This is a genomic window from Paenibacillus sp. S28 (assembly GCF_016624415.1).
Taxonomy (GTDB): domain Bacteria; phylum Bacillota; class Bacilli; order Paenibacillales; family Paenibacillaceae; genus Paenibacillus_AQ; species Paenibacillus_AQ favisporus.
The window spans coordinates 178257-198828 of sequence record NZ_JACVTM010000003.1 but is presented as its reverse complement, the minus strand read 5'-3'; the positions used below and the strand labels follow the sequence as shown (position 1 = coordinate 198828).

The 20572-nt window shown below is 55.1% G+C and carries 20 protein-coding genes; 7 read left to right on the top strand and 13 right to left on the bottom strand.

All coding sequences use genetic code 11. The features are described from left to right. Nucleotides 1–111 precede the first annotated feature (111 nt). On the top strand, nt 112–693 hold the full coding sequence (locus IAE55_RS09500; RefSeq protein ID WP_200631845.1) for a TetR/AcrR family transcriptional regulator: 582 nt from the start codon (nt 112–114) through the stop codon (nt 691–693). A gap of 35 nt (nt 694–728) precedes the next feature. Then, nucleotides 729–1697 (top strand): glycerophosphodiester phosphodiesterase family protein, encoded by a 969-nt coding sequence (locus IAE55_RS09495; protein WP_234489456.1) that lies wholly within the window; start codon nt 729–731, stop codon nt 1695–1697. Nucleotides 1698–1704: 7 nt separating this feature from the next. Here the strand turns inward: IAE55_RS09495 and IAE55_RS09490 are convergent, their stop codons facing one another. Continuing rightward, nucleotides 1705–2484 carry a DeoR/GlpR family DNA-binding transcription regulator gene (locus tag IAE55_RS09490; protein ID WP_089545869.1) on the bottom strand — a complete coding sequence of 260 codons (780 nt, stop codon included), beginning with the start codon at nt 2482–2484 and terminating at the stop codon, nt 1705–1707. A 250-nt stretch (nt 2485–2734) separates the two neighbouring features. Here IAE55_RS09490 and IAE55_RS09485 point away from each other — a divergent pair, with 250 nt between their 5' ends. Together IAE55_RS09485 and IAE55_RS09480 are read left to right on the top strand one after the other, a co-directional pair. After that, nucleotides 2735–3697 carry a metallophosphoesterase family protein gene (locus tag IAE55_RS09485; RefSeq protein WP_200631844.1) on the top strand — a complete coding sequence of 321 codons (963 nt, stop codon included), beginning with the start codon at nt 2735–2737 and terminating at the stop codon, nt 3695–3697. A 22-nt stretch (nt 3698–3719) separates the two neighbouring features. After that, a complete protein-coding gene (locus IAE55_RS09480) occupies nt 3720–4577 on the top strand; it encodes a DMT family transporter (protein WP_234489416.1) in 858 nt (285 codons plus the stop codon). A gap of 85 nt (nt 4578–4662) precedes the next feature. On the opposite strand, the gene IAE55_RS09475 is transcribed toward IAE55_RS09480, so the two are convergent. Next, nucleotides 4663–5799, bottom strand: coding sequence for an NADH-dependent flavin oxidoreductase (locus tag IAE55_RS09475; protein ID WP_200631843.1), 1137 nt, complete (start codon nt 5797–5799; stop codon nt 4663–4665). Between the two features lie 191 nt (nt 5800–5990). Between IAE55_RS09475 and IAE55_RS09470 the strand changes: the two genes are divergently transcribed. Next, a complete protein-coding gene (locus IAE55_RS09470) occupies nt 5991–6464 on the top strand; it encodes a MerR family transcriptional regulator (protein WP_200631841.1) in 474 nt (157 codons plus the stop codon). A gap of 136 nt (nt 6465–6600) precedes the next feature. Here the strand turns inward: IAE55_RS09470 and IAE55_RS09465 are convergent, their stop codons facing one another. Further along, complete coding sequence (locus IAE55_RS09465) at nt 6601–7722, bottom strand: Gfo/Idh/MocA family protein (RefSeq protein WP_200631840.1); 1122 nt, start codon at nt 7720–7722, stop codon at nt 6601–6603. Nucleotides 7723–7841: 119 nt separating this feature from the next. Between IAE55_RS09465 and IAE55_RS09460 the strand changes: the two genes are divergently transcribed. Next, nucleotides 7842–8687, top strand: a complete 846-nt coding sequence (locus IAE55_RS09460) for a LysR family transcriptional regulator (protein ID WP_200631839.1) — start codon at nt 7842–7844, stop codon at nt 8685–8687. Nucleotides 8688–8837: 150 nt separating this feature from the next. Here IAE55_RS09460 and IAE55_RS09455 read toward each other — a convergent pair whose 3' ends face one another. Together IAE55_RS09455 and IAE55_RS09450 are read right to left on the bottom strand one after the other, a co-directional pair. Next, nucleotides 8838–9908 carry a bifunctional 3-deoxy-7-phosphoheptulonate synthase/chorismate mutase gene (locus IAE55_RS09455; RefSeq protein WP_200631838.1) on the bottom strand — a complete coding sequence of 357 codons (1071 nt, stop codon included), beginning with the start codon at nt 9906–9908 and terminating at the stop codon, nt 8838–8840. 582 nt (nt 9909–10490) lie between these two features. Next, on the bottom strand, nt 10491–11363 hold the full coding sequence (locus IAE55_RS09450; RefSeq protein WP_163878382.1) for a LysR family transcriptional regulator: 873 nt from the start codon (nt 11361–11363) through the stop codon (nt 10491–10493). Nucleotides 11364–11507: 144 nt separating this feature from the next. On the opposite strand from IAE55_RS09450, the gene IAE55_RS09445 reads away from it, so the two are divergent. Further along, on the top strand, nt 11508–12425 hold the full coding sequence (locus IAE55_RS09445; RefSeq protein ID WP_200631837.1) for an NADP-dependent oxidoreductase: 918 nt from the start codon (nt 11508–11510) through the stop codon (nt 12423–12425). 121 nt (nt 12426–12546) lie between these two features. On the opposite strand, the gene IAE55_RS09440 is transcribed toward IAE55_RS09445, so the two are convergent. From IAE55_RS09440 to IAE55_RS09405, 8 genes are all read right to left on the bottom strand, one after another. After that, nucleotides 12547–13752, bottom strand: a complete 1206-nt coding sequence (locus tag IAE55_RS09440; protein ID WP_200631836.1) for an acyltransferase — start codon at nt 13750–13752, stop codon at nt 12547–12549. 341 nt (nt 13753–14093) lie between these two features. Next, nucleotides 14094–15584 (bottom strand): sodium:solute symporter family protein, encoded by a 1491-nt coding sequence (locus IAE55_RS09435; protein ID WP_200631835.1) that lies wholly within the window; start codon nt 15582–15584, stop codon nt 14094–14096. Beyond that, nucleotides 15584–15814, bottom strand: a complete 231-nt coding sequence (locus IAE55_RS09430; RefSeq protein ID WP_200631834.1) for a DUF3311 domain-containing protein — start codon at nt 15812–15814, stop codon at nt 15584–15586. The genes IAE55_RS09435 and IAE55_RS09430 overlap by 1 nt, the downstream gene beginning before the upstream one ends. Nucleotides 15815–15960: 146 nt before the next feature. After that, nucleotides 15961–16422 (bottom strand): RidA family protein, encoded by a 462-nt coding sequence (locus IAE55_RS09425; RefSeq protein WP_076170412.1) that lies wholly within the window; start codon nt 16420–16422, stop codon nt 15961–15963. Further along, complete coding sequence (locus IAE55_RS09420) at nt 16422–17633, bottom strand: M20 family metallopeptidase (RefSeq protein ID WP_200631832.1); 1212 nt, start codon at nt 17631–17633, stop codon at nt 16422–16424. Before IAE55_RS09420 ends, IAE55_RS09425 begins: the two co-directional genes overlap by 1 nt. A gap of 26 nt (nt 17634–17659) precedes the next feature. Beyond that, complete coding sequence (locus IAE55_RS09415) at nt 17660–18751, bottom strand: alanine racemase (RefSeq protein ID WP_200631831.1); 1092 nt, start codon at nt 18749–18751, stop codon at nt 17660–17662. Between the two features lie 352 nt (nt 18752–19103). Beyond that, nucleotides 19104–19772: a helix-turn-helix transcriptional regulator gene (locus IAE55_RS09410; RefSeq protein WP_105441721.1), complete on the bottom strand. Its 669-nt coding sequence runs from the start codon at nt 19770–19772 to the stop codon at nt 19104–19106. A 267-nt stretch (nt 19773–20039) separates the two neighbouring features. Then, on the bottom strand, nt 20040–20513 hold the full coding sequence (locus IAE55_RS09405; RefSeq protein ID WP_145160069.1) for a YbaK/EbsC family protein: 474 nt from the start codon (nt 20511–20513) through the stop codon (nt 20040–20042). Between the last annotated feature and the right edge of the window lie 59 nt (nt 20514–20572).

Here is a 20572-nt window from a genome sequence, read left to right as displayed (position 1 = left end):
GCCAAAAGGGCAGTTTATATGCGCATAGACTTGTGCATGAGCCGGTTTATGCCATATAATGACCACAGTCATTTATGACCATGGTCATTTTTTTATAATGAGGTGAACGGTTTGCTGAGAGACCAGAAGAAGAAGAGCACCCGGGAAAACATTACCCGCAATGCAATTCAAATGTTTAAGGAAGAGGGCTACGACAACGTCACCGTAGAGGAGATTGCCGCCGCGTGCGGAATCGCGAAAGGAACCTTTTTTAACTATTTCCCCAAAAAAGAGCATGTGCTCCTGTATGTAGCCGATTCGTACTCCGGCCTGATGGACGACATCGTCGCGCGTCATCAGGATGGTCCCTTGAAGCAGCGCGTTTTGCGAATCCTGCGCGACCTGCTGCACACCTATATGCAGCATGAGGAGCTTCTGCGGCTGACCTTGATGGAAACGATCAAAGCTGAAATCGTATCAGGCAGCGAATTGACCAACATTTCGAATTTCAAAAATGCACTGAGCCGGGTGATGGTGGATGCCGGAAAACAAGACCCGCAGCAGCGGCTGTCAGACCCCGAGCTAAGCGCAGGAGTGGTGGTCGGACTGTTCTTCCAAACGCTGATAACGCTGTCCTCCAAGATGAATGAAGACGGGATATACGGATCGATTGAACGGCAGCTGGATGCCGTGTGGGAGGGAATTGGAAGGTGAAACGGCTGAAGCGGATCGTACGAAGCAAAACCTTTATGATTTTGGCACTATTGTTTGTTTTTATTTATCTGAATAACACCTCCCTGCTGGCCAAGCCCCGGGATGGTTCCCCTTTTCTGCTCGCCCATCGCGGATTGGCCCAAACCTTTACGATGGAGGGAATCACGAACGACACCTGTACCGCGGAACGGATTTATCCCCCCGAGCACCCCTATCTGGAAAATACGCTTCCGTCCATGGAAGCCGCATTTCAGGCCGGTGCCGATATGGTGGAACTCGATATCAAGCTGACGAAGGACGATCAGATCGCCGTGTTCCATGACTGGACACTGGACTGCCGCACCAATGTGAAAGGGATGACGACGGATTACACGATGGCCGAGCTGAAAAAGGTTGATATCGGCTACGGTTATACCGCCGACGGCGGACAAACGTATCCGTTCCGTGGAAAAGGCGTCGGGCTTATGCCGACGCTGGATGAGGTGCTGAAGCAATTTCCGGACCGGTCTTTTCTGATTCATATGAAAAGCAGTGATCCAAAGGAAGGCACCCGGCTGGCGGATGCGATGTCGGCGCTGCCCGAACAGCGGCTGAAGCAGCTCGCCTTCTATGGCGGGGATGAGCCGGTTGCGGCTCTCAAAGCAAAGCTTCCCGAAGCCCGCGTCATGTCCATCGCCACGATGAAGCGCTGCCTGATTCCGTATCTGGCCGCGGGATGGACCGGGTACATGCCTTCAGCCTGCAAGCATACGGAGCTGCATATTCCCGAGAAAATCGCCCCGCTCCTGTGGGGATGGCCAAACCGCTTCCTGAACCGGATGGACAAGGCTGACACGCGGGTCATCGTCGTCGGCGGCGACGGCAGCGATTTCTCATCCGGCTTTGACAGCCCCGAAGACATAAAGCGGCTGCCGGCCCACTACAGCGGCGGCATCTGGACGAACCGCATCGACCGGATCGCCCCTTTATTTAAAGGCAGTTCCGCGGAGGAACCCGCCACTTAGAGTCCTCTTAAAGCCGGGCCTCTCCCGAAATGATTTCAATATCCAGCTGCTTCAGGGCGTCGATCCATTCCCTGGAGCAGCCCGCATCGGTGACGACCATCGAGATCTGCGTAAGCGGCGCGATCTGGGCGAAGGTGGTGACCCCGAACTTGGAATGGTCCGCGACGAGAATAGCCTCTTCCGTACGCTCGATCATTTTGCGGGACAGCAGCGCTTCTTCCAGATGATAATCGGTGATCCCGTCGGTCAGCGATATGCCCCCTGCCGAAATAAACGCCTTATTCACTTTGAAGCGATCCAGCAGCTCATGGCTGATCATCCCCGTAGCCGCCTGATGCTCCGGATTGATCTCGCCCCCAGCAAACACGATTTTCCCCCGGAACCCCTCGAGGGCAAGGTTTAATATCGGCACGGAGTTGGTGATGACCGTGACCTGAGGGCGCTCCATCACATTCCGCATAATTTCCAGCGTCGTGGTGCCGTTGTCCAGCAGCACTGTCTCCCCGTCTTCAATCAGGGACGCCGCCAGTTTGCCGATCTCCTGCTTTTCGCTCCGGTGCATCAGGGAACGGTTCGTAAACGTGGGCTCCGTGAAGCCGGAACGGACCCGGACCGCGCCGCCGTAAACTTTCCGAAGCTTGCCTTCCTTCTCCAGGCGGTCGAGGTCCCTGCGGATCGTCTCTGTCGAAACGCCAAACATCTCCGCCAGCACGTGCACGCGGACTTTCCCTTCCATCCCCAATTGGCCGAGAATGGTCTCCCGCCGCTCCTCATAGGTTAAGGACATATCGAAACCCTCCTTTATACCAAAAGGCTTAGTATTGGACACATGTGGTTTTTCATCGCTTACATGTGTTTTGTTGTTGTTTCTATTAAGTGTAGTTGGCGATGGAGAGGAATGTCAAACTTCGAAAAAATGAATTGACAGCAGCCTTGTCCAGGACTAAAATCAACTAAAACCACATAAATACACATAATACAACATTCATATATGTGGTTTGTTAAATTAACGTAAAATGACGAGGGGGACACGTGAGATGAGCAAGAGCTTGTCTTTTCGAAAGGACGGCACCTTTACGATTGTACAGTTTACCGATTTGCATTGGATGGACGGCAGACCTGAGGACCAGCGCACACGTGAGATCATGGAACGGGTCATGGATGCAGAGAAACCGGATTTAGTCGTTATCACCGGAGACGTCATTTATACCGGACCCGTGTCCCCGGGAAATAAAGAATGCGAGCATCCCCGGGAAGCCTTCCGGGATGCGGTCGCTGCCATGGAAGAACGCGGCATCCCGTGGGCGGTCGTCTTCGGCAATCATGATACGGAAAACCGGATCAGCCGGGACGAGCTGATGCAGACCGTGCTGGAGCACCGGCACACGGTAACAGAGCCCGGTCCGGCGGACTTGAGCGGGTCGGGCAATTACACGCTGGAGCTGGTTGACGCGGAGGGGCGTCCGGCCGCCAACCTGTATTTCCTCGATTCCGGGGATTATTCGAGCCTCGAGCAGGTTCCCGGGTACAAGTGGATCCAGCGTGACCAAATCAACTGGCTCGCCTCCGAATCCACCAGGCTGAACCTGAACGGGCAGGCGGAGAAGCTGCCTGCGCTGGCATTCTTCCATATCCCGATTCCCGAATATCAGGAAGTATGGGACACCCAAGTCTGCTATGGACATAAATACGAACGGGTCTGCAGCCCTCCGGTTAACTCCGGACTGTTTGCGGCACTGGTCGAAATGGGCGACGTCATCGGCACGTTCTGCGGACACGATCATATCAACGATTACAGCGGAACGCTGCACGGGATCCGCCTGAGTTACGGGCGGGCCACCGGCTGCAACACATACGGCAAAGAAGGATTTATGCGGGGTGCCCGCGTCATCCGCCTGTCCCTTGGCGAGAAGGACTTCGATACCTGGCTCCGGCTGGAGGACGGGTCCGCCGCTCTGGAACAGCCGATTCATGAACCCGATACCCAAGGAACCAACTAAACAACCAAGGGGCTGACTCATTTTGTTATTACCGATTGTCCTAGTGATTGCTTCAGGCATGGCCCATGCCGTGTGGAGCATGTTCACCAAGCGGAGCCGCAGCAAAAGCGTCTTTCTGTGGTCTATCATGATGGTCGCGACCGTTCTGCTGCTGCCGGTGCTGTTCACCGAGCTCTGGAAAAATCCGATGAACGCCGCTTCCTACGGCCTGCTGCTCCTGTCGATGCTGCTTCAGGCCGTCTATTCCTGGCTATTGTCGAAAACCTATGAGCTGGGAGACCTGTCGCAAATCTATCCGATCATGCGGGGCACCAGCACGCTGCTCGTCCCCGTGATCGGCGTCCTTTTTCTGAACGAATCGCTGTCCGTCTTCGGCTGGCTCGGCATCCTCTGCATGCTCGGCGGATTCGCCGTGCTGAGCGGCATCGGCTCCAACAGCCGCAGCGGCGGGCAGCAGGCCCAAGGCCTGAAGCCCGTGCTTATGGCTTTGTGCGTCGGGCTGTGTACCACCTGCTACGTCTTCGTCGACAAGCTGAATCTGGAGCATGTCTCTCCGATCGCGCTTCTGGAGGTGACCAACATCGGATTTGTGCTCGGTCTGACCCCGGCCGTGATCGCCTCCGGAAAAATTGTTGAGGAATGGAAGGCCAACAAAACCACGCTGCTGCTTGGGGCCGTTTTAAACCCGGGCTCTTATCTGCTGTTCCTGTTCGCCATGTCCCAGGCGCCGATGGCCCATATCAGCCCGCTGCGGGAAATCGGCACCATCTTCGCCACTTTCCTCGGCGTCCTGCTTCTGAAGGAGCAGCAGGGATTGCGGCGGATGCTGTGCTCCGTCATTATTTTTGGCGGCATTGTTCTGATCGGCATGCTGGGCTGAACAGCTGGCGCAGCAGGGGAACTGTTCTAATACGAATGAAAAAGCGCGCCTTGGGCGCGCTTTTTCGCATAACCATAATCCCGTTTTAGCCGGTTACACCCTGGCCCGCGATCGGGAACCACCCTGGCGTATGGACGATTTTGTGCCATAACGGATCGGCAATCCCCAGTTTTTCTTGATCGTGTAATGTGATCTCTGTGCGGATTTCGCTTTCCCTGCCTTGCGTTACCTTTTCAACCCAATCCGGGTCGATAATCAGCTCACGTCCCAGTGCTATAAGCGGGACTCCCGATTGCAGCGCTCTAAGCGCCTCATCAGGTGTGCGGATCGATCCTACACCGATCACGGGAACTCTTTGCCCGGCGAGCTCATCAATCATCTCCATCCTGGAGCGATTGTCCTCTACTCCACGTCTAGGCTTAGACCAGAAGTCCATTAAAGAAACATGCAAATAATCCAGGTTTTTATTGGCGAGGGCATCCACCAGTCTTAGTGTATCCGCCATCGTAATGCCAGGCGTCATTTCTTCTTCCGGCGAAAACCGGTATCCTACGAGAAACGGCCGTTTAGCATGTTCAGCCACTGCTCTGTTCACTTCATCCACTATAGCAAGCGGAAACGCCATACGCTTGTCTAGATTTCCTCCCCAACGATCATCGCGCCGGTTGGTGTATGGCGAAAAAAATTGTTGGATCAAAAACCGGTTGGCCCCGTGAATCTCTACCCCGTCGAAACCCGCCTCGATTGCCCTCCGGGTGCTGGCGCCAAACGCCCGGATGATCTCTAAAATTTCCTGATCTTCAAGCGCCCGGGGGATCACGCTCTGCCCTTCTTTTGCAATCGCACTCGCACTTACGATCTCACCGTTGGGTACCGCCTCCGGTAGAGCTTCGCGTCCCCCATGAAAGATTTGCAAAATGGCTTTGGCCCCGCGTTTCTTCATCGCTGCAGCCAGGCGCTGCAAGCTTGGGATCCGATCGTCATGGTCCGCTGCGATCTCTCCTCCGAATACTTTGCCGCTCGATGTGACGATCGCGCTTCCCGTGACCGCCATTCCAACACCGTTCGAACGGCTTTCATAATATGCGATGACATCATCCGTTATCGTACCGTTTTGCCGGGAATAAGAAATCGTCATGGGCGCAAGAACGACTCTGTTCTTAACTTCGACGCCATTTTTGAAACGATAAGGCTCCATTATAGGCTGATATTTAGGGTTCATGTGCGTCTCCTCCTTCATATGTCAGGGATATGTCTCCCTGATAGAGCCCATTGTAAAAGTTGGAGTCGAATCGAAGTCAAGGCAATGTGGACAAAGCCGTTGTCCGAAAAAAAGATGAGCTGACCCCGTTTGACTTGGAGTCGGCTCCAAGATGTATAATGCTTTTAAGTTTCCATTACAGGAGGTGCAGGATGATGACCGAGCAAACGTTCACGATCAAGCAAACCGCGGAGCTGACTGGACTTTCCGAGGACACGATCCGTTATTATGAAAAAATCAAGCTGCTCCCTCCGCCGGACAGAAAGGACAACGGGCATCGCGTCTACCGCCGGAAGGATATCCATATGATCAAATTAATATCCTGCCTGAAAAAAACGGGGATTTCCCTGGAGGCCATGAGGCCGTTCCTGAAGGCATCCGGTAACCCGGATCCCGCCGAATATATTGAGCTGACCCAGACTTTAAAAAGCCACCGTAAACAGATCGTCGAGCAAATCTCCTCACTTCAGCAGCTCGTTGATTTCATTGACGTTAGACTGGAAGATGGGTTCCCAAGCGGGGAATATTCGGACCAAAACCCGGACGGCGGTGCAAAGCCCATTTCCGTCGAGGAGATGAACTATTTTCCACAGCTTCGAAAACGGGCAAACCGCCGAATCCGATGAGACAAGCAGCGCTGCTTCATGAAGCGCCACAAACACGCTTGGTTCAAAAAAAGGCAGCAGCCCAGGACCTTTTTTCTGTCCTCGCTGCCGCCGTTTTTTCCGTCTCAGTTCTACCACTCCGCCATGCTTGTTCCGATTAGCTAACGCTTAGCCGTTTGCCGGTTAAGGCAGACTGCCGGATCGTTTCCAGCAGCCGGTGCAGGCGGGCGGCTTCGTAAAAATCAGGGGCCTGGAACGTACCTAGACGAATATCCTCTGCCATGACCTGATGTGCCTTCATCACGTGATTCACGATGACTGAAGGTTCTTCGGTCTCGTCGTACACCTTTTGGAACGTCTCCTGATCTCCGTAACCCTCAATATGTCCTGACGGGTACAGCGCCTGTTCGACCACCAGTCCACCAAACTGAACATGCCCTTGCGACTGGGGCTGGGAAATGCGGATGACCCCTTTCTCCCCTTGAATCTCCAATTCAAATTTCGGATAGGTCCCGCCTTGAATATGGATTGATACCGACGCGCCGTTCTCAAGCGTGCCATGAACCATAATCTGGTCGGCCGTATCTTTGGGTACCGTCTCCCCGGTTCCCAGTACCTTGGCCTCCGAATAATTGCTGTTCATGGTTGCGTAGACTTCTTTCAGATCTCCCAGCACAAATCCAAACGCGTCGAGCGAGTGTCCCCCGTTAATCGCCAGCAGGGTCGCTCCATACTTCTCCTGAAGCAGATAAATGTTGTTCCGTTCCGTGTACCCTCCCTTGCCCGGCGTAGACACCGACATGCTGGCGGATAACACCCGGCCGATGTCTCCGCGAGTGATGCGGTTTTTCGCATCCAGCAGCGCAGGCGACTGTCTCGCCTGGAGGCCAACGGCATGATGAATCCCCTGTTCCGAAGCAAGCTCCGCCAATTCCTCCGCCTCTTCCGGCGTGACGGTAAGCGGCCACTCGCTGTACACATGTTTCCCCGCGGCGATGGCCTCCTTGATCATTTCGTAATGATGGGGAACCTTGACACTGACGACCACCAAATCCACATTCCCGGACTGCACCAGTTCACGATAGTCGTCGAAAGCATGGGCGACACCCAGCTTGGCTGCGCTTTCCCGGGCGCTAGCCATATTCGAGGTGGCAATGGCTGTAATTTCATGGCTTGTGCTCCGCGTCAAAGCCGGAATGTGTGTTTTGCTGGCCCACTGATTGTTTAACGACCCTCCAATGATCCCGGTGCGTATTTTTTCAGAACCCCTTGTCTCCATTTCTCTTCTCCTCCTGGCTTTATGATTCTGTACGGTTCCAGTATACTGGGATTGAGACATCATGAATAATGCATGTTATCAATAGAGTCATCATCATTTTTGATACCTTGGAGGTCGACATGGATATCGATAATATGAAAGCCTTTGTCAGCGTTGCCGAGCTTAAAAGCCTGTCGGCCGCAGCCGTCAAGCTGAACCATCTCCAGTCCAACATGACGGCCAAGATCAAAAAAATCGAAGCCCATTACGGACAACAGCTTTTCATCCGGAGTGCCAAAGGCATGGAGCTGACGTCGGAGGGGCGTAAGCTCTACCGCCAATATAAAAAAATGCTTGTTTTATGGGAAGAAACCGAGCTGGATATGAGCTATAGGGAGATGAAGCTGCGGATCGGCACCATGCAGTCCGTCTTCGGCAAAGAGCTCACGGATGCACTGACCCGTTTATATGAAAATCACGCCGATCTGTCCGTCACGCTAAAGACTGGGACGACGCAGTCGATGGAGCACGAATTGCTCCAAGGAAACATCGATTTGGCCTTTACGATCGGCAGGACCGACTCGCCGCAGCTGAGTTACAAAAAACTGGGTACGGAGGAGATGGTGCTCATCGGCAAAAAGTTCGCCGGCGGACAGAGCCTGGAATGCGCCCTCCACGGGGAGAACTGGATCATTTTGACCCGAGACTGCCTGTACGCTGCGATTCTGGAGCGGCTTTACGCCGAGCTTGGCCTGGAAAAAGGAGAAAGCACCGAAGTGGGGATTCTGGACACCCTCCTTCAGCTGACCTCTCTTGGGATGGGCATCTCCTTGATTTCCAAAAACATCGTGATGCAGCACGGATTTTCGGCGTTTGCCCAGCTGCCCGAGCCGTTCCGCTATGTGGACAAATATTTGGTGACCCGAGCGGGATATGAGATGTCCCCCCTGGAAAAAAGCTTTGTGGAAACGAGCCATTTTTTATAAAGAAATGACTATCGGTCTAAACTCATCGCAGACAGACTGCAATATCTAAAAAAACCGGATCCCCTCTCATGCAGCTCTAGAGGAGACCCGGCTTTTGCTGTGCCTTGCTAACGTCATTTATTCAGGCAAAGTGATAATGGAATCCGGTGCTTACAGCAGTCCCGAACCTTTAACCTGGTTGTAGAATTCCTGGAACTGCGGAATGTTGAACTGCTGGGCCGCGTCGGACAACGCCGTAGCCGGATCCGGATGAACCTCGACCATCACGCCGTCCGCGCCGGCGGCCAGAGCCGCTTTAGCACAAGGAGCCATGATGTCTTTGCGGCCGGTGGAATGGGTCACGTCGACCAGTACCGGCAGATGCGTTTCCTGTTTTAGGATCGGAACGGCCGAAATGTCGAGCGTGTTGCGCGTTGCTTTTTCGTACGTGCGGATGCCCCGCTCAATCAGCATGATCTGCGTATTGCCCCGGGATAAAATGTACTCGGCCGCGTGCACGAATTCGTCGATGGTCGCTGCCAGCCCGCGCTTGAGCAGTACCGGCGTCCGGACGTCGCCAGCCGCCTTCAGCAGCTCGAAGTTCTGCATGTTTCTCGCCCCGATCTGGATGACGTCGATGTAATCGCACGCCAGCTCGATATGAGCCGGATCCACGATTTCGCTGATCGTCTTCAGCCCGAATTCGCTCGCCACTTCCTTCAGAATTTTCAGGCCTTCAATGCCAAGCCCCTGGAAATCATAAGGCGAAGTTCTCGGCTTGAAGGCGCCGCCGCGCATCACCGTGATGCCCGCTTCCTTCAAAGCGGCCGCCACGGTGCGGACCTGCTCATAGCTCTCAACCGAGCATGGCCCCGCGATCATGACCGGCTTGCCGCCGCCGATCGTCACATCGCCCAGCTGAATGACGGTATCCTCCGCCTTTTTCTTGCGGCTGACGAGCAGGTGCTTCTTATGATCGACCTGCTGCAGTGTCAGCGTCGCTTGAAAAATTTGCTTGAACAGATGCCGAACCGTCTCATGGTCGAACGGTCCTTCGTTGCTGGCCACGAGCTTCTCTAGCATTTCCTTTTCACGAACCGGATCAAACTTCGGCACGCCCTGTTTTTCCTTCTCTACACCAAGCTCCTGTGCGATCCGTGCCCGTTCGGACAGCAGCGACAGCAGCTGAAGATTCACCTCATCCAATTGATTGCGCAGTTCTTCCAAGCGCCCTTGACTCATCTCTCATCTCTCCTCACCTAGTGTTAAAAAAATATAAAATCAAACAAAAAAGACCCCTGTCCGCCAAGGGACGAGGAGTCGTGGTACCACCCTTATTAGACATGCACACGTGTAGGCTGCACATCTCACTTGAACCTTTTAACGCAAGGGAAACGGGTATTCCTACGTCCTGCATTCCTCATGCAGGGAATCAAAATACCGGCTCAGGAATGAACTTCGGCGGGCAGTGTCCCTCGGATGCTTCCAGTCTATCGGCATACCGTCCCTGGCAGGAGCTTTCTCCGCTTACTCTTTCCTTCACAGCTTGTGTCCTATGAATTAGCTCGAACTAAAATTTAAAAGCATTGTATTACAATCGGTGGAAGGGATGCAAGATCACAAGGTAACGCGTTAATGCAGTGAATTATTAGATTCACTCGAATCCATAAGTCCCCTTCCTTCGTATTTCCTTGTCCAAATCAAAGGAGAGGCAGCCGAATATCGGCGATGCCTCCCCTGTCTTTACAGCCATAATAAAAGTCCAGGCTCAAGTTCAGCCGCACCGCAGCGGATGCCACCGGGTCATTTCTCGTCTGACGTGAATCACTCCGCAAAATATGCGGCCACGTGGTCCCTAAATTCGCACGCGGCGGCCGACAAATAGCGCTGCTCGCTCCATACGAGGTAATATTGGCGCCGGCACGCTTGATCGGACACGGGCACTAGAGTGACACCGGGTATTTCTTTATCTCCTTTTTTGCAGCCGGACAGCGCTACCCCGACGCCCGCGCGTACGAGGCTTAAGATCGCCGGCGGTTCGTCGACCCGGCAAATGTACCGGGGAGCCGCCCCGGCCTGCTCAAAGAAACCGTCATTGATTTGTTGAAAGACAAAGTCCTCCCGGTATCCGATAAACGGCTCCGCCGCCGCTTCTTTCAAAGTAACCTGCCGGCGGCCGGCAAGCGGATGCGCCGAGGGCACGGCCAAGTACAATTCCTCGCTCAGCACCGCCTTATAGGCATATCCCGCTTGATCCAGCGGCAGCGGCGTAAAGCCGAGATCGGCCTCACCCGAGGTAAGAAATTCGCTCATCTGCTCGATGGGAGCCTGGGAAATTTGAAAGTTCACTTCCGGATGAGCCGATATAAATTCGGTGATAGGCCCCGTCATCCGCTCCAGCGTCGCCGTGACCAGACGGATGCTGCCGCGCTCCAGTCCGGCAAGATCCGCTACCTCCCGCTTTCCTTCCTCCAGCAGGCGGAGCGCTTCCTCAGCTTTTGTCAGAAACGCCTTCCCATAGGAATTCAGCCGAATTCTACCCGCTTGCCTGTCAAACAGCGGAACGCCGATATCCTCCTCCAGCCGGGAAATCGTCTTACTGAGCGCCGGCTGGGCGATCCGCAGCTCCTGCGACGCCTTCGTCATATGTTCCAGCCTGGCGACCGTCCTGAAATATTGAAGCTGCAGCAGCTCCATAGCTCTCCCTCCGTTTTCTATATACTTCAATATATAGAGTCATAATTAAATATATATTTCCGTTTATCGCAGCCTGATTATAAAATAACCTGAAAAGGAAATCAATGGGATCTACAATTCAGGATAAGTCAAGGAGTGAGTTCAATGAAAGCTATAACGTTCAACCGTCTGGGGCCGCCCGACGTGCTGCAGCTGACCGAGCTGCCCGTCCCGTCAGCCGGACCGGGAACCGTCCGGGTGCGCGTCAAAACGGCCGGCGTCATGCCAATCGACGCCAAGGTCCGCAGCGGAAGCGTCCCGTACGCGCAGTCCTACCCTTTTCCGATCATCCCGGGCAATGAATTTGCCGGGATCATCGACGAGGTGGGGGACGGCGTCAGCGAATTCGCGCGCGGGGACGAAGTGATCGGCTTTACGATGTTTGGCGGATATGCCGAATATGTCGTCGTCAGCAGCGACCAGTTGGTCCGCAAACCGGCAGCCATGCCTTGGGAAACCGCCGGAGGTTTTACCGGCAACGGACAGGGCGCCCATATGGCGCTGGAAGCGATCCGGATTCAGCCCGGGAATACCGTGCTGATCCACGGGGCGGCCGGGGGGCTGGGCACCTTTGCCGTGCAGCTCGCGCTGGCCTGGGGCGCCGGCAGGGTGATCGGCACGGCCAGCGGGGCCAATCACGATCATCTCCAGCGTTTGGGCGCCATTCCGCTCGACTACGGGGATGGGCTCGCCGCCCGCATACACGCTATCGCTCCCGCAGGAGTGGACGCCGCCTTGCATGCCGGGGGTAGGGATGACCTCGCCCTGCAGGCATCCGTGGACCTGGTCCAGGACCTCAGCCGAATTGTAGCGATGGTCCCCAGTGCTCGGGCCCAAACACTCGGCATCCGGCAGCTGACCGGCACGCGCAGCAAAGAACGCCTTGCCGAGCTTGTTCGCTTATACAACGAAGGAAAGGTCGATATCCATATCCGGAAAGTGCTGCCGCTGGATCAGGCCCGGGAAGCCCACCGGGAGATTGAATCCGGCCATGGCCGCGGAAAGATCGTCCTCTCGGTCTAATTTACCTTCGAAATCAAAAAGGGTGCCATCAATCATTGATTGATGGTACCCTTTTTCGCTGCGGGATGATTGGAAGCATCATTGGTTTGTTTTAATGGACTTTCATCACGGCATCAAGGCATCAAGACACCGTCGGCGACTCCTTGCGGAAGCCGGTCTCGTCCGGCTTGCCCTGCTTCACGTCACGGCGTTTTGCGCCAATGATCCAGCGCGATCCCGGCAGATGCGACAGCGTGTAGCTGATGCCGAGTGAAGCGAGCACGGTCAGGCCAAAGGTCAGGAGCGTAAAAGACACGTGGCTGCCGGCCAAATTCAGCGGACGTGTAAAAAAGGCAATCACGTAAATGATCAGGGCGTGAACAAGATACCCGCCGAACGAATACCGGCCGATCCAGGTCAGCATCCGCAGGAAAGCTTGGCTCCGCCCCTGCATCATGATGAGCAGCCCGTACAGCAGGAGCATCTGCGCAACGATGATGACAAAGGTCGATGGCCGCAGGTAAGTGGATATATTTAAATTCACGACCTCGCCCGACCCCTGCAGCACGTCATAGCCCAGCTTGATGTACATAGCCAGGAACAGGAGTCCGGTCCAAGGCAGCAACCGGGCGCACCATGCCCGCCAGTTGGACACGGATGCCGCGCATACTGCGCCGGCCACAAAATAAAAACCGTACATCACAAACGAATAGCTGCGGTACTGCAGCAAAACGGACAAGGGTCCGCCAAGCCCCTCGGCCCAGCTCCCCATCCGGTAATAGGAGAGATACAGCAGAGCAGCGTAGATCATAAAAGAACCACCCAGGATCGCGGACAGCACCCCTGCCCGCTTCTTCGCCTCCATAGGACCGATCACGCGCCGCGCCGCCCGGAACGCCCAGGCAAACAGCGGAAACAGCAGGTAGAACTGAAAGATCATCAGGATAAACCACAGCTGGTATCCCGTCTGAGGAACGAACATCTCTTTCAGCAGCGCTCCCCAGTCCTGTCCTCCTTTTTGCCAAAAGGATGGGGTAAATACGTGGACATACAGCCAATAAATCACCGTCCAGCACAGGAAAGGGACATACACATCCCCGAACCGTTTGCGGATAAACGGACCATACCGAAACCGTTCACCATAGTTGTAGAACAGCAGCACGGCGGACAAAAATACAAAGGTCGGCGTTCCGAAACGGGTCAGGTGGTAGATCATCGTCAGCATGGTGGAATCCGCAGCCACAATGTCGGGCCTGTAGATATACTCGGCAATGGAATGCTGCATCACGATCGCCAGAAAGGCGAGGCCACGCAGCTGCGTCCATTCTTCGATTCGCGGTTTGCCCATGAGCATGAGGTCCTCCTTCTTCTTGGTCAGGGCCAGTATACCCGGTCAATATTAAATGAACCTTAAAGCAGGCGGAATTAACAGATTTTATCTCATCCAAAAGGTCATTCTTTTTGCCCCGTACAGGTTCATGATTCTCCAGGTTCTAATAACCTCCCGATACATATAAAAAAAACCGGGAAGTCCATCTTCTGGACGTTCCCGGCACGAAGCGCCGTGTATAACGAAAAATGCCTAACAAATAGCAATCCATCCATTAAGGGACCCCTTGATCTAAAGGCTCACCCCACGGTCATAACGATATCTTTCTGACTTATCCCGCTGCTTGCTCACAGCACCGATCATGCACCTTTGACGGCCGCACGCTCGGCAGCGGCGCTGCCGCGGCTGGCGGACAAGGATCGGGTCGCTGCGCTGACGATCAGGGAAACCACGATGTTGGCGAGCAGCGCCACGATCCCCACGTTCAAATCCTGGAACCAGTTCGGGGCCGCAGGGAAAAAGGTGCCCATGGTGGCGCCGATCAGGTTGATATAAGCGACGATCAGCACGCCGACCGTCACTCCGGCAAACACGCCGTACTTGTTCAACGGATTCCGTTTCATAAAGCTTGTGACCACCGCCGGCGTCAGCTGCGACACAAAACCGTACCCGCTCAGCATCAGCAGCAGGATCGCCGAGCCGCTGTTGAACGTGAAGATGAGCGCGACCGCGGCCACTACCGGCACCAGCCAGCGCGCCAAACTCATGACCGAGCGGTCGTCCGTCCGCGGACGAAGCGCTTTGACGACGTTGTTAGCGATCAGCGATGCCGTCGTCATCAGCAGCATCGATCCCGGAACGATCGCCGTCAGCAGCCCGGCAGCGCCAAGGAGACCGACGACCCAGGGGCTGAAAGTCTGCTTCACGATGGCAAAAATGGCGATGTCGTTGTTGCTGACGCCATCCACCTGCAGTACCGCCGACGTCCCGATAAACAGGACGAATAACGTAAACAGCATGTACAGCGGGAGCATGAGCGTATTATTGCGGATGGAGCGCGCATTTTTGCCGGAATAGGTGGCGATGAAGCCGTGCGGCCACATGTAATATCCGAAGGACAGCAGAATCAGGCTGGATACGTACCAGGACGTGCTGTACCCCTTGTCCTCCAGGCCGAGGAAACCGGGCTTAGCGTTCTCCACTGCCCGGAACATATCCCCAATGCCGCCATAATAGTGAATCGGCAGGTACAAACCGAGGAACACGACGACCACCACGATGAGGATATCCTTGATGACGGCGGTCCACGCCGAGCCGTGAATACCTGAGATCATCACATAGACCGTGACGGCGATCACACCGATCCAGATGGCGGCGGTCGGGGAGATGGCGCCGTACGACGCCTCGGAAATGATCAGCCCCAGCCCCTTCAGCTGGATGATCAGATAAGGAATCATTGAAATGAAGCCGACGACCGCCACGAAAATGCCCAGAGCCGGACTGTTGTATTTTTTGATAAAGAAGTCGGATTGGGAGATCAGATTGTGCTCCTTCCCATACTTCCAAATCTTCGGCAGCAGCCAGTATCCGATGATGAAATTGAGCATCGTGATGTTATAGAACGCAGCTCCGCCGCGCCCGAAAGCCCAGCCGCTGATGCCCATCAGGGCGTTGACCGTATACAGCTCGCCCGCCATCAGAAGAAAAATAAACGCCGTCCCGAATCCGCGTCCACCGACGGACCATTCTTCGAGACTCATTTTTTTGCCTTTCGACGCCCGGATGCCGAGATACAGCGCCAGAACTAGAAAAATGCCGATAATCGAGATGGAAATAGCCTGATGTGACATTACTCCGTCGCCTCCTTCTCTTCTTCCAGGTTGTCCGGATTGAGCCTATGAACCAGCAGCATGATGCCAACCCCAGTGAGGATCCACAGCACCATCCAGAACAGCAATAAAGGCATGCCGAGCACGAACACATGGCGTTCCTCGTAAATCCGATTCATCCAGATGACGCCGAGCGGCATCCCCAGGTATGCGATAAGAGACAGCAGATATAATGGAACCTTGCTCTTCATCGTTCGATCCTCCGGTTCGTTGATTTTCAAGCTTCGGTCTGTTACATTAATAATCTGATCATTTTCCGGAGTGGTGGTTCATTGGGTTGAACCCCCTCCTTTTTTTGTATGAAAAATAGCTCTCCCGGCAGTCTGCTCTACCGCCGTTATTCGATCTCGACGATGATCTCCACCTCGACCGGCGTATCAAACGGCAGCTCGTTTGTCCCGATCGCGGAGCGCGCATGCTTGCCCTTCTCCCCAAACACTTCGATCAGCAGATCCGACGCCCCGTTCAGCACGTAAGGCTGATCTTTAAATCCCGGAGCGCTTTGGATGAAGCCGAGCATTTTCACTACTTTCTTCACCCGGTCCAAGCTGCCCAGGTGGGCCTGCAGCGACGATAAAATGTTCACGATACACCGGCGCGCCGCCTCTTGCCCCTGTTCGATCGTCAGCTCTTCTCCAAGCTTGCCTTTTAGAATCAGCTCCCCGTTCTTGCGGCAATCATGACCCGAAGTGTACAGCAGATTTCCTACCTGATTTACGGGAACGTACGAGAACTTCGGCTCGCCAACTGGCTCCAGCTCGATGTTCAGTTCTTTCAATCTCTCTTGAATGCTCATCATCATTCCTCCTGTAATGGTTGTTGTTGAAGCAGCCGCATGGCGAGCTGCATGTATACCTTGGCTGCGTCCGTGATCTGACGGACAGGAACACGCTCATCCTTCACATGGGCTTGGTCCAGCGATCCTGGTCCGAATATAACCGTCGGAATGCCCAAGTCAACGGACAGAAACGGCGCCTCGCAGGTCGCTTCGAAAATACCGATGGCGGACGGGTCCCCGAGAACATCGCCGGTGACCTCCACCAGTGCCTGCACAAGCTCATGGTCCTGCGGAATGGTCGATGCCGGTATAAACAAGTAGTCGTCCACTTCGTAGGTGACTTCACCAGTTCCGGCACTTAAGCCTTCGTCTAAGCTTGTGCCTGCAGCTGCATTTAGCGCCTCCTTCAGCTGCTCCAGCACCTGCGCCGCCGTCTCGCCAGGGATAACCCGGCGGTCGACCTCGATCTCGCAGTGATGCGGCACGATGTTCGGCGCCGTCCCGCCCTTGATCTGCGTGACGTTCAGCGTCGCGTACCCGAGGAGCGGATCGGCGCTCTCTTTGAGGCGGCTTCGAAGCGGCTCCAGCGCCGAGATGAGCGCCGCCATCTTCGGAATGGCGTTGTCGGGCTCCAGCACCTTTGCCGCATGGCCGGCGACGCCCGCTGTACGGATCCGGTAGCGGCCGACGCCTTTATGGGCGGTGCAGATGCCGAGCCCGGTCGGCTCGCCGATAACGGCGAAATCGGCGTGCACGCCGCTGCGCAAAAAGTAGCGCATGCCAGCATTCTCCCGCTCTTCGTCCACGTTGAAGAGCAGGATCAGCTCCCCGGCGAACGGGCAGCCGCGCCGGTGCAGCAGGATGGCCGCGTACAGCATGGCCGCGACGCCCGACTTCATATCGGCCGCACCCCGGCCGATCAACTCGCCGCCCCGGACGACGGCGGCAAACGGGTCCTCGCCCCAGCCTTCCCCGGCCGGGACAACGTCGAGATGGCCGTTGTACAGGAACGCCGGCCCTTCCGCCGCGCCCTTCAACCGGGCGACCACATTCGGCCGCTGCGGCGCGGCCCACTGCAGCTCGGCTTCGATCCCCTCGTCCCGGAGGAGCTGCAAGACGTACCGGGCGGCCGCCTCTTCACGCCCCGGCGGATTTTCGCTCGGGATGCGGATCAGTCCGCAGACGATATCCAGCAGCTCCTGCTCGTGAAATGAATCAAGGTCCTTCCCCATGAATCACAGCCTCCTCTCTGTACCGCTTAGCTGTTCTTGCCCCTCGCGTCGATCCGGATCTTCTCGACCGGCACTCCTCCGCGGAAGCCGACGATTTCATCGCACAGATTCGGAAGGACGCAGGCATGGTTCGGGATAATCGTCAGGTGCTGGCCGATGTGAAGCGATACGGAAGCCGGATCATAGCTGAGGAACCCGTGCTCTTCATTCAGCTTGAAAATTTCGATGTCGGGATGCTCCACGATGTAGCCGAAACCTTTAGAGAACGGCATCGTGTCCGTGGTGAGCGTTTTGGATCCCGCGTCGATGATCGCCCGGCCCGGAGCCGGAACGCTGACGACCGTCGTGATCACCCGCAGCGCGCAATCGTCCACCGTGATCATGCCCATCGACAATTGGCCCACGTCGTGGAATATGTAATTTCCGGCGCGGATCTCGGTTACACCCTCCAGTTCCCCTGCGAACTTGGACGACAGCGACGAACCGCCGCTGACGACCGGAACGTCGATCCCCGCTTCCCTCATTAGATCGGCAGTATTCTTCAGGGTAGCCGCCTCCTGGCGTGCCGTTCTGCGGATCTCTTCCCGGCTCTCTTCGCCGTAAATCTGCCCCGCGTAAGACAGCAGTCCGGTGATTTCGATCCCCGGCAGGCTTTGGATCCGCCGTGCAAATTGCAGCGTGTCCTCCCCCGGCTGGCGGCCGCAGCGCCCGATGCCCCCGTCCACTTCGATGTAGAGCGGTATGCGGCGGCCGAGACGCTCGCCCACCTCCGACACCGCCGTGGCGCCTTCCACGCTGTCGGCGACCGTCGTTACTTTCACCTTTTGCGCCAGCTGATACAGCCGCTCTTGCTTGTCTTCGCCAATGATGGGAAAAGCGATCAAAATATCGTCGATCCCCGCTTCAGCCATCACTTCCGCTTCCCCCAGCTTGGCACAGGTGATGCCGGTGCTTCCGGCCTCCAGCTGCTTGCGGGCAAAATAAACCGACTTGTGCGATTTGATGTGGGGACGGTGCCGGATTCCGGCCTTTCTCGCTTCCTCCGCCATGCTGCGGATGTTGCGTTCGGCAATGTCCAAATCGACGATGACGGCAGGCGTTGATACGGTTTGAATCATCTTGCTCCCTCCTTGAATGACACAAAATCTGGATATAGGTGTGCCCTTGTGATAGGCTCGCTGAGACAATCAAACTCCATAACTACAAAAAAATAATTAGATCAAAAAAATAATTTTTTGATTGTTCACATTATGAATCCCTTCTCCGTACATTGTCAATATAATTTCTATGATTCATCACAAATCTGAATGCGCTTTCAATTCATAACAAAGTATAGCCCGAAATACAGGCCTACTCCTATGCAGCACCGTTTCTACTCATATTCATACGATTTGCGCGGACTCCTTCTGCCTTTGTCTGCCGCTTTGCTATTCGAAATCTATCTGGCCCTGGTCCGGCGGCTTCCTCTTGCTATACCCTGTTTTTCGGCATGCCTTTGTCCTGGTTTGCCCGAATTTCGTCGAGATAGTTATACAGCGTAAACTTGGAAATATCGAGGAACTGGCATACTTTATCTCCTGCTTTCTTCACGAGAAAAGCGCCGCGCATATCCAGAAACTGCACCGCCTTCACCTTGTCTTCCTTGCTCATATGCGAGACCGGCTTGCCGATTTCCTTCTGGCATTCCTGCAGCAGGTAATCAAGCAGATCGTTCACGTCGTTGACGAATACCTCTTTCACTTCCTGATCGAGGCTGTGCATCGTCAGCGAGCGGATCGTATTCTCCGCCACGAGCAGATCGGAAATATCCAGGTTCATGCAGAGCGCTCCGATCGTCTCCCCCTTGCTGTTCTTAAAGTAGGTTGAGGAGGAACGCAATATTTTGCCGTCCTTCGTCTGGGTGATGTAGTTGTAGCGGTCTCCCTCCGTCACGGTTCCGCGCAGCACCTCCAGCCCGAGATTGCTGCCGCAGTCCCCGACCTTCCGCCCGGTAATGTGGCCGTTCTCGATCGCCACGATCGTGCTTTCGTACCCCTGCGTCAAATCGTGAAGCACCACTTCGCATTTCTCCCCAAACTGGGCGGCAATGGCCCGGATAACAGGCAGCAGCACATTCAGCTCTTCCTTGATATGTTCCATAGATCCCACTCTCTTTAATCTGTCATCTAAAAATAATTTTGAACATCAAAAAAACTTTTATGTATCACTAGTTTCTTCAAAATCGTTCCTTTTGTCAAGGCATGACGGCAGATCCGCGGCAGGACTATACGAAAAATGATAAGAACAGAAGAAGCAGCACATCCTGCTGCTTCTTCTGGGTTCGGACCTTAAATGCGGAGCCCGAACTGGTTCCCAACCGCATACATACGTTCGTCTCCGGCTGTACCCACAACCCGGCTCCATAACTTATTGAATGGTCATTACCTGTCCGGCTGTCATTGCAATGAGCTCCTCCGGGGTGCAAGAAAATACCGCCTTCGGATGACCGGCCGCCGCCCAAATCGTGCCGAATTTCAACAAGTCTTCATCAATAATCGTCGTGATTCTCTCCAGGTGACCAATCGGCGCTACGCCTCCGATGACAAAGCCGGTGTGTTCCCGCACGAAATCTGCATCAGCCTTCTTCAGCTTGACGTTAAGCGACGAGGAAACAAGCTTTTCATTGACGCGGTTTACGCCGCTTGCTACAACAAGTACAGGTTCATTGGAACCGCTCAGACGGAAAATAATGGACTTCGCAATTTGTGCCACTCCGCAGCCAATCGCCGCCGCGGCTTCTTCCGCCGTGCGAGTGCTGTCCGGCAGTTCCACCACCCGATGGTCAAAGCCCATATCACGGAGATGGCTCTGCACCCGCTCGGCACTCTCTTTTAACGCCATGATATATACCCCCTTCTATCGGAACGGTTCATTACTATTCACGCATTCGGCTGAGTCCA

Excerpts from the sequence above, each read along its gene's own strand:
- IAE55_RS09460 (WP_200631839.1), top strand. The coding sequence starts at position 7,842 with ATGGATATCGATAATATGAAAGCCTTTGTCAGCGTTGCCGAGCTTAAA.
- IAE55_RS09445 (WP_200631837.1), top strand. The coding sequence starts at position 11,508 with ATGAAAGCTATAACGTTCAACCGTCTGGGGCCGCCCGACGTGCTGCAG.
- IAE55_RS09405 (WP_145160069.1), bottom strand. The coding sequence starts at position 20,513 with ATGGCGTTAAAAGAGAGTGCCGAGCGGGTGCAGAGCCATCTCCGTGAT.
- IAE55_RS09420 (WP_200631832.1), bottom strand. The coding sequence starts at position 17,633 with ATGGGGAAGGACCTTGATTCATTTCACGAGCAGGAGCTGCTGGATATC.
- IAE55_RS09490 (WP_089545869.1), bottom strand. The coding sequence starts at position 2,484 with ATGTCCTTAACCTATGAGGAGCGGCGGGAGACCATTCTCGGCCAATTG.
- IAE55_RS09475 (WP_200631843.1), bottom strand. The coding sequence starts at position 5,799 with ATGAACCCTAAATATCAGCCTATAATGGAGCCTTATCGTTTCAAAAAT.
- IAE55_RS09495 (WP_234489456.1), top strand. The coding sequence starts at position 729 with ATGATTTTGGCACTATTGTTTGTTTTTATTTATCTGAATAACACCTCC.
- IAE55_RS09485 (WP_200631844.1), top strand. The coding sequence starts at position 2,735 with ATGAGCAAGAGCTTGTCTTTTCGAAAGGACGGCACCTTTACGATTGTA.
- IAE55_RS09465 (WP_200631840.1), bottom strand. The coding sequence starts at position 7,722 with ATGGAGACAAGGGGTTCTGAAAAAATACGCACCGGGATCATTGGAGGG.
- IAE55_RS09450 (WP_163878382.1), bottom strand. The coding sequence starts at position 11,363 with ATGGAGCTGCTGCAGCTTCAATATTTCAGGACGGTCGCCAGGCTGGAA.
- IAE55_RS09435 (WP_200631835.1), bottom strand. The coding sequence starts at position 15,584 with ATGTCACATCAGGCTATTTCCATCTCGATTATCGGCATTTTTCTAGTT.
- IAE55_RS09425 (WP_076170412.1), bottom strand. The coding sequence starts at position 16,422 with ATGATGAGCATTCAAGAGAGATTGAAAGAACTGAACATCGAGCTGGAG.
- IAE55_RS09410 (WP_105441721.1), bottom strand. The coding sequence starts at position 19,772 with ATGGAACATATCAAGGAAGAGCTGAATGTGCTGCTGCCTGTTATCCGG.
- IAE55_RS09440 (WP_200631836.1), bottom strand. The coding sequence starts at position 13,752 with ATGGGCAAACCGCGAATCGAAGAATGGACGCAGCTGCGTGGCCTCGCC.
- IAE55_RS09455 (WP_200631838.1), bottom strand. The coding sequence starts at position 9,908 with ATGAGTCAAGGGCGCTTGGAAGAACTGCGCAATCAATTGGATGAGGTG.
- IAE55_RS09415 (WP_200631831.1), bottom strand. The coding sequence starts at position 18,751 with ATGATTCAAACCGTATCAACGCCTGCCGTCATCGTCGATTTGGACATT.
- IAE55_RS09430 (WP_200631834.1), bottom strand. The coding sequence starts at position 15,814 with ATGAAGAGCAAGGTTCCATTATATCTGCTGTCTCTTATCGCATACCTG.
- IAE55_RS09470 (WP_200631841.1), top strand. The coding sequence starts at position 5,991 with ATGATGACCGAGCAAACGTTCACGATCAAGCAAACCGCGGAGCTGACT.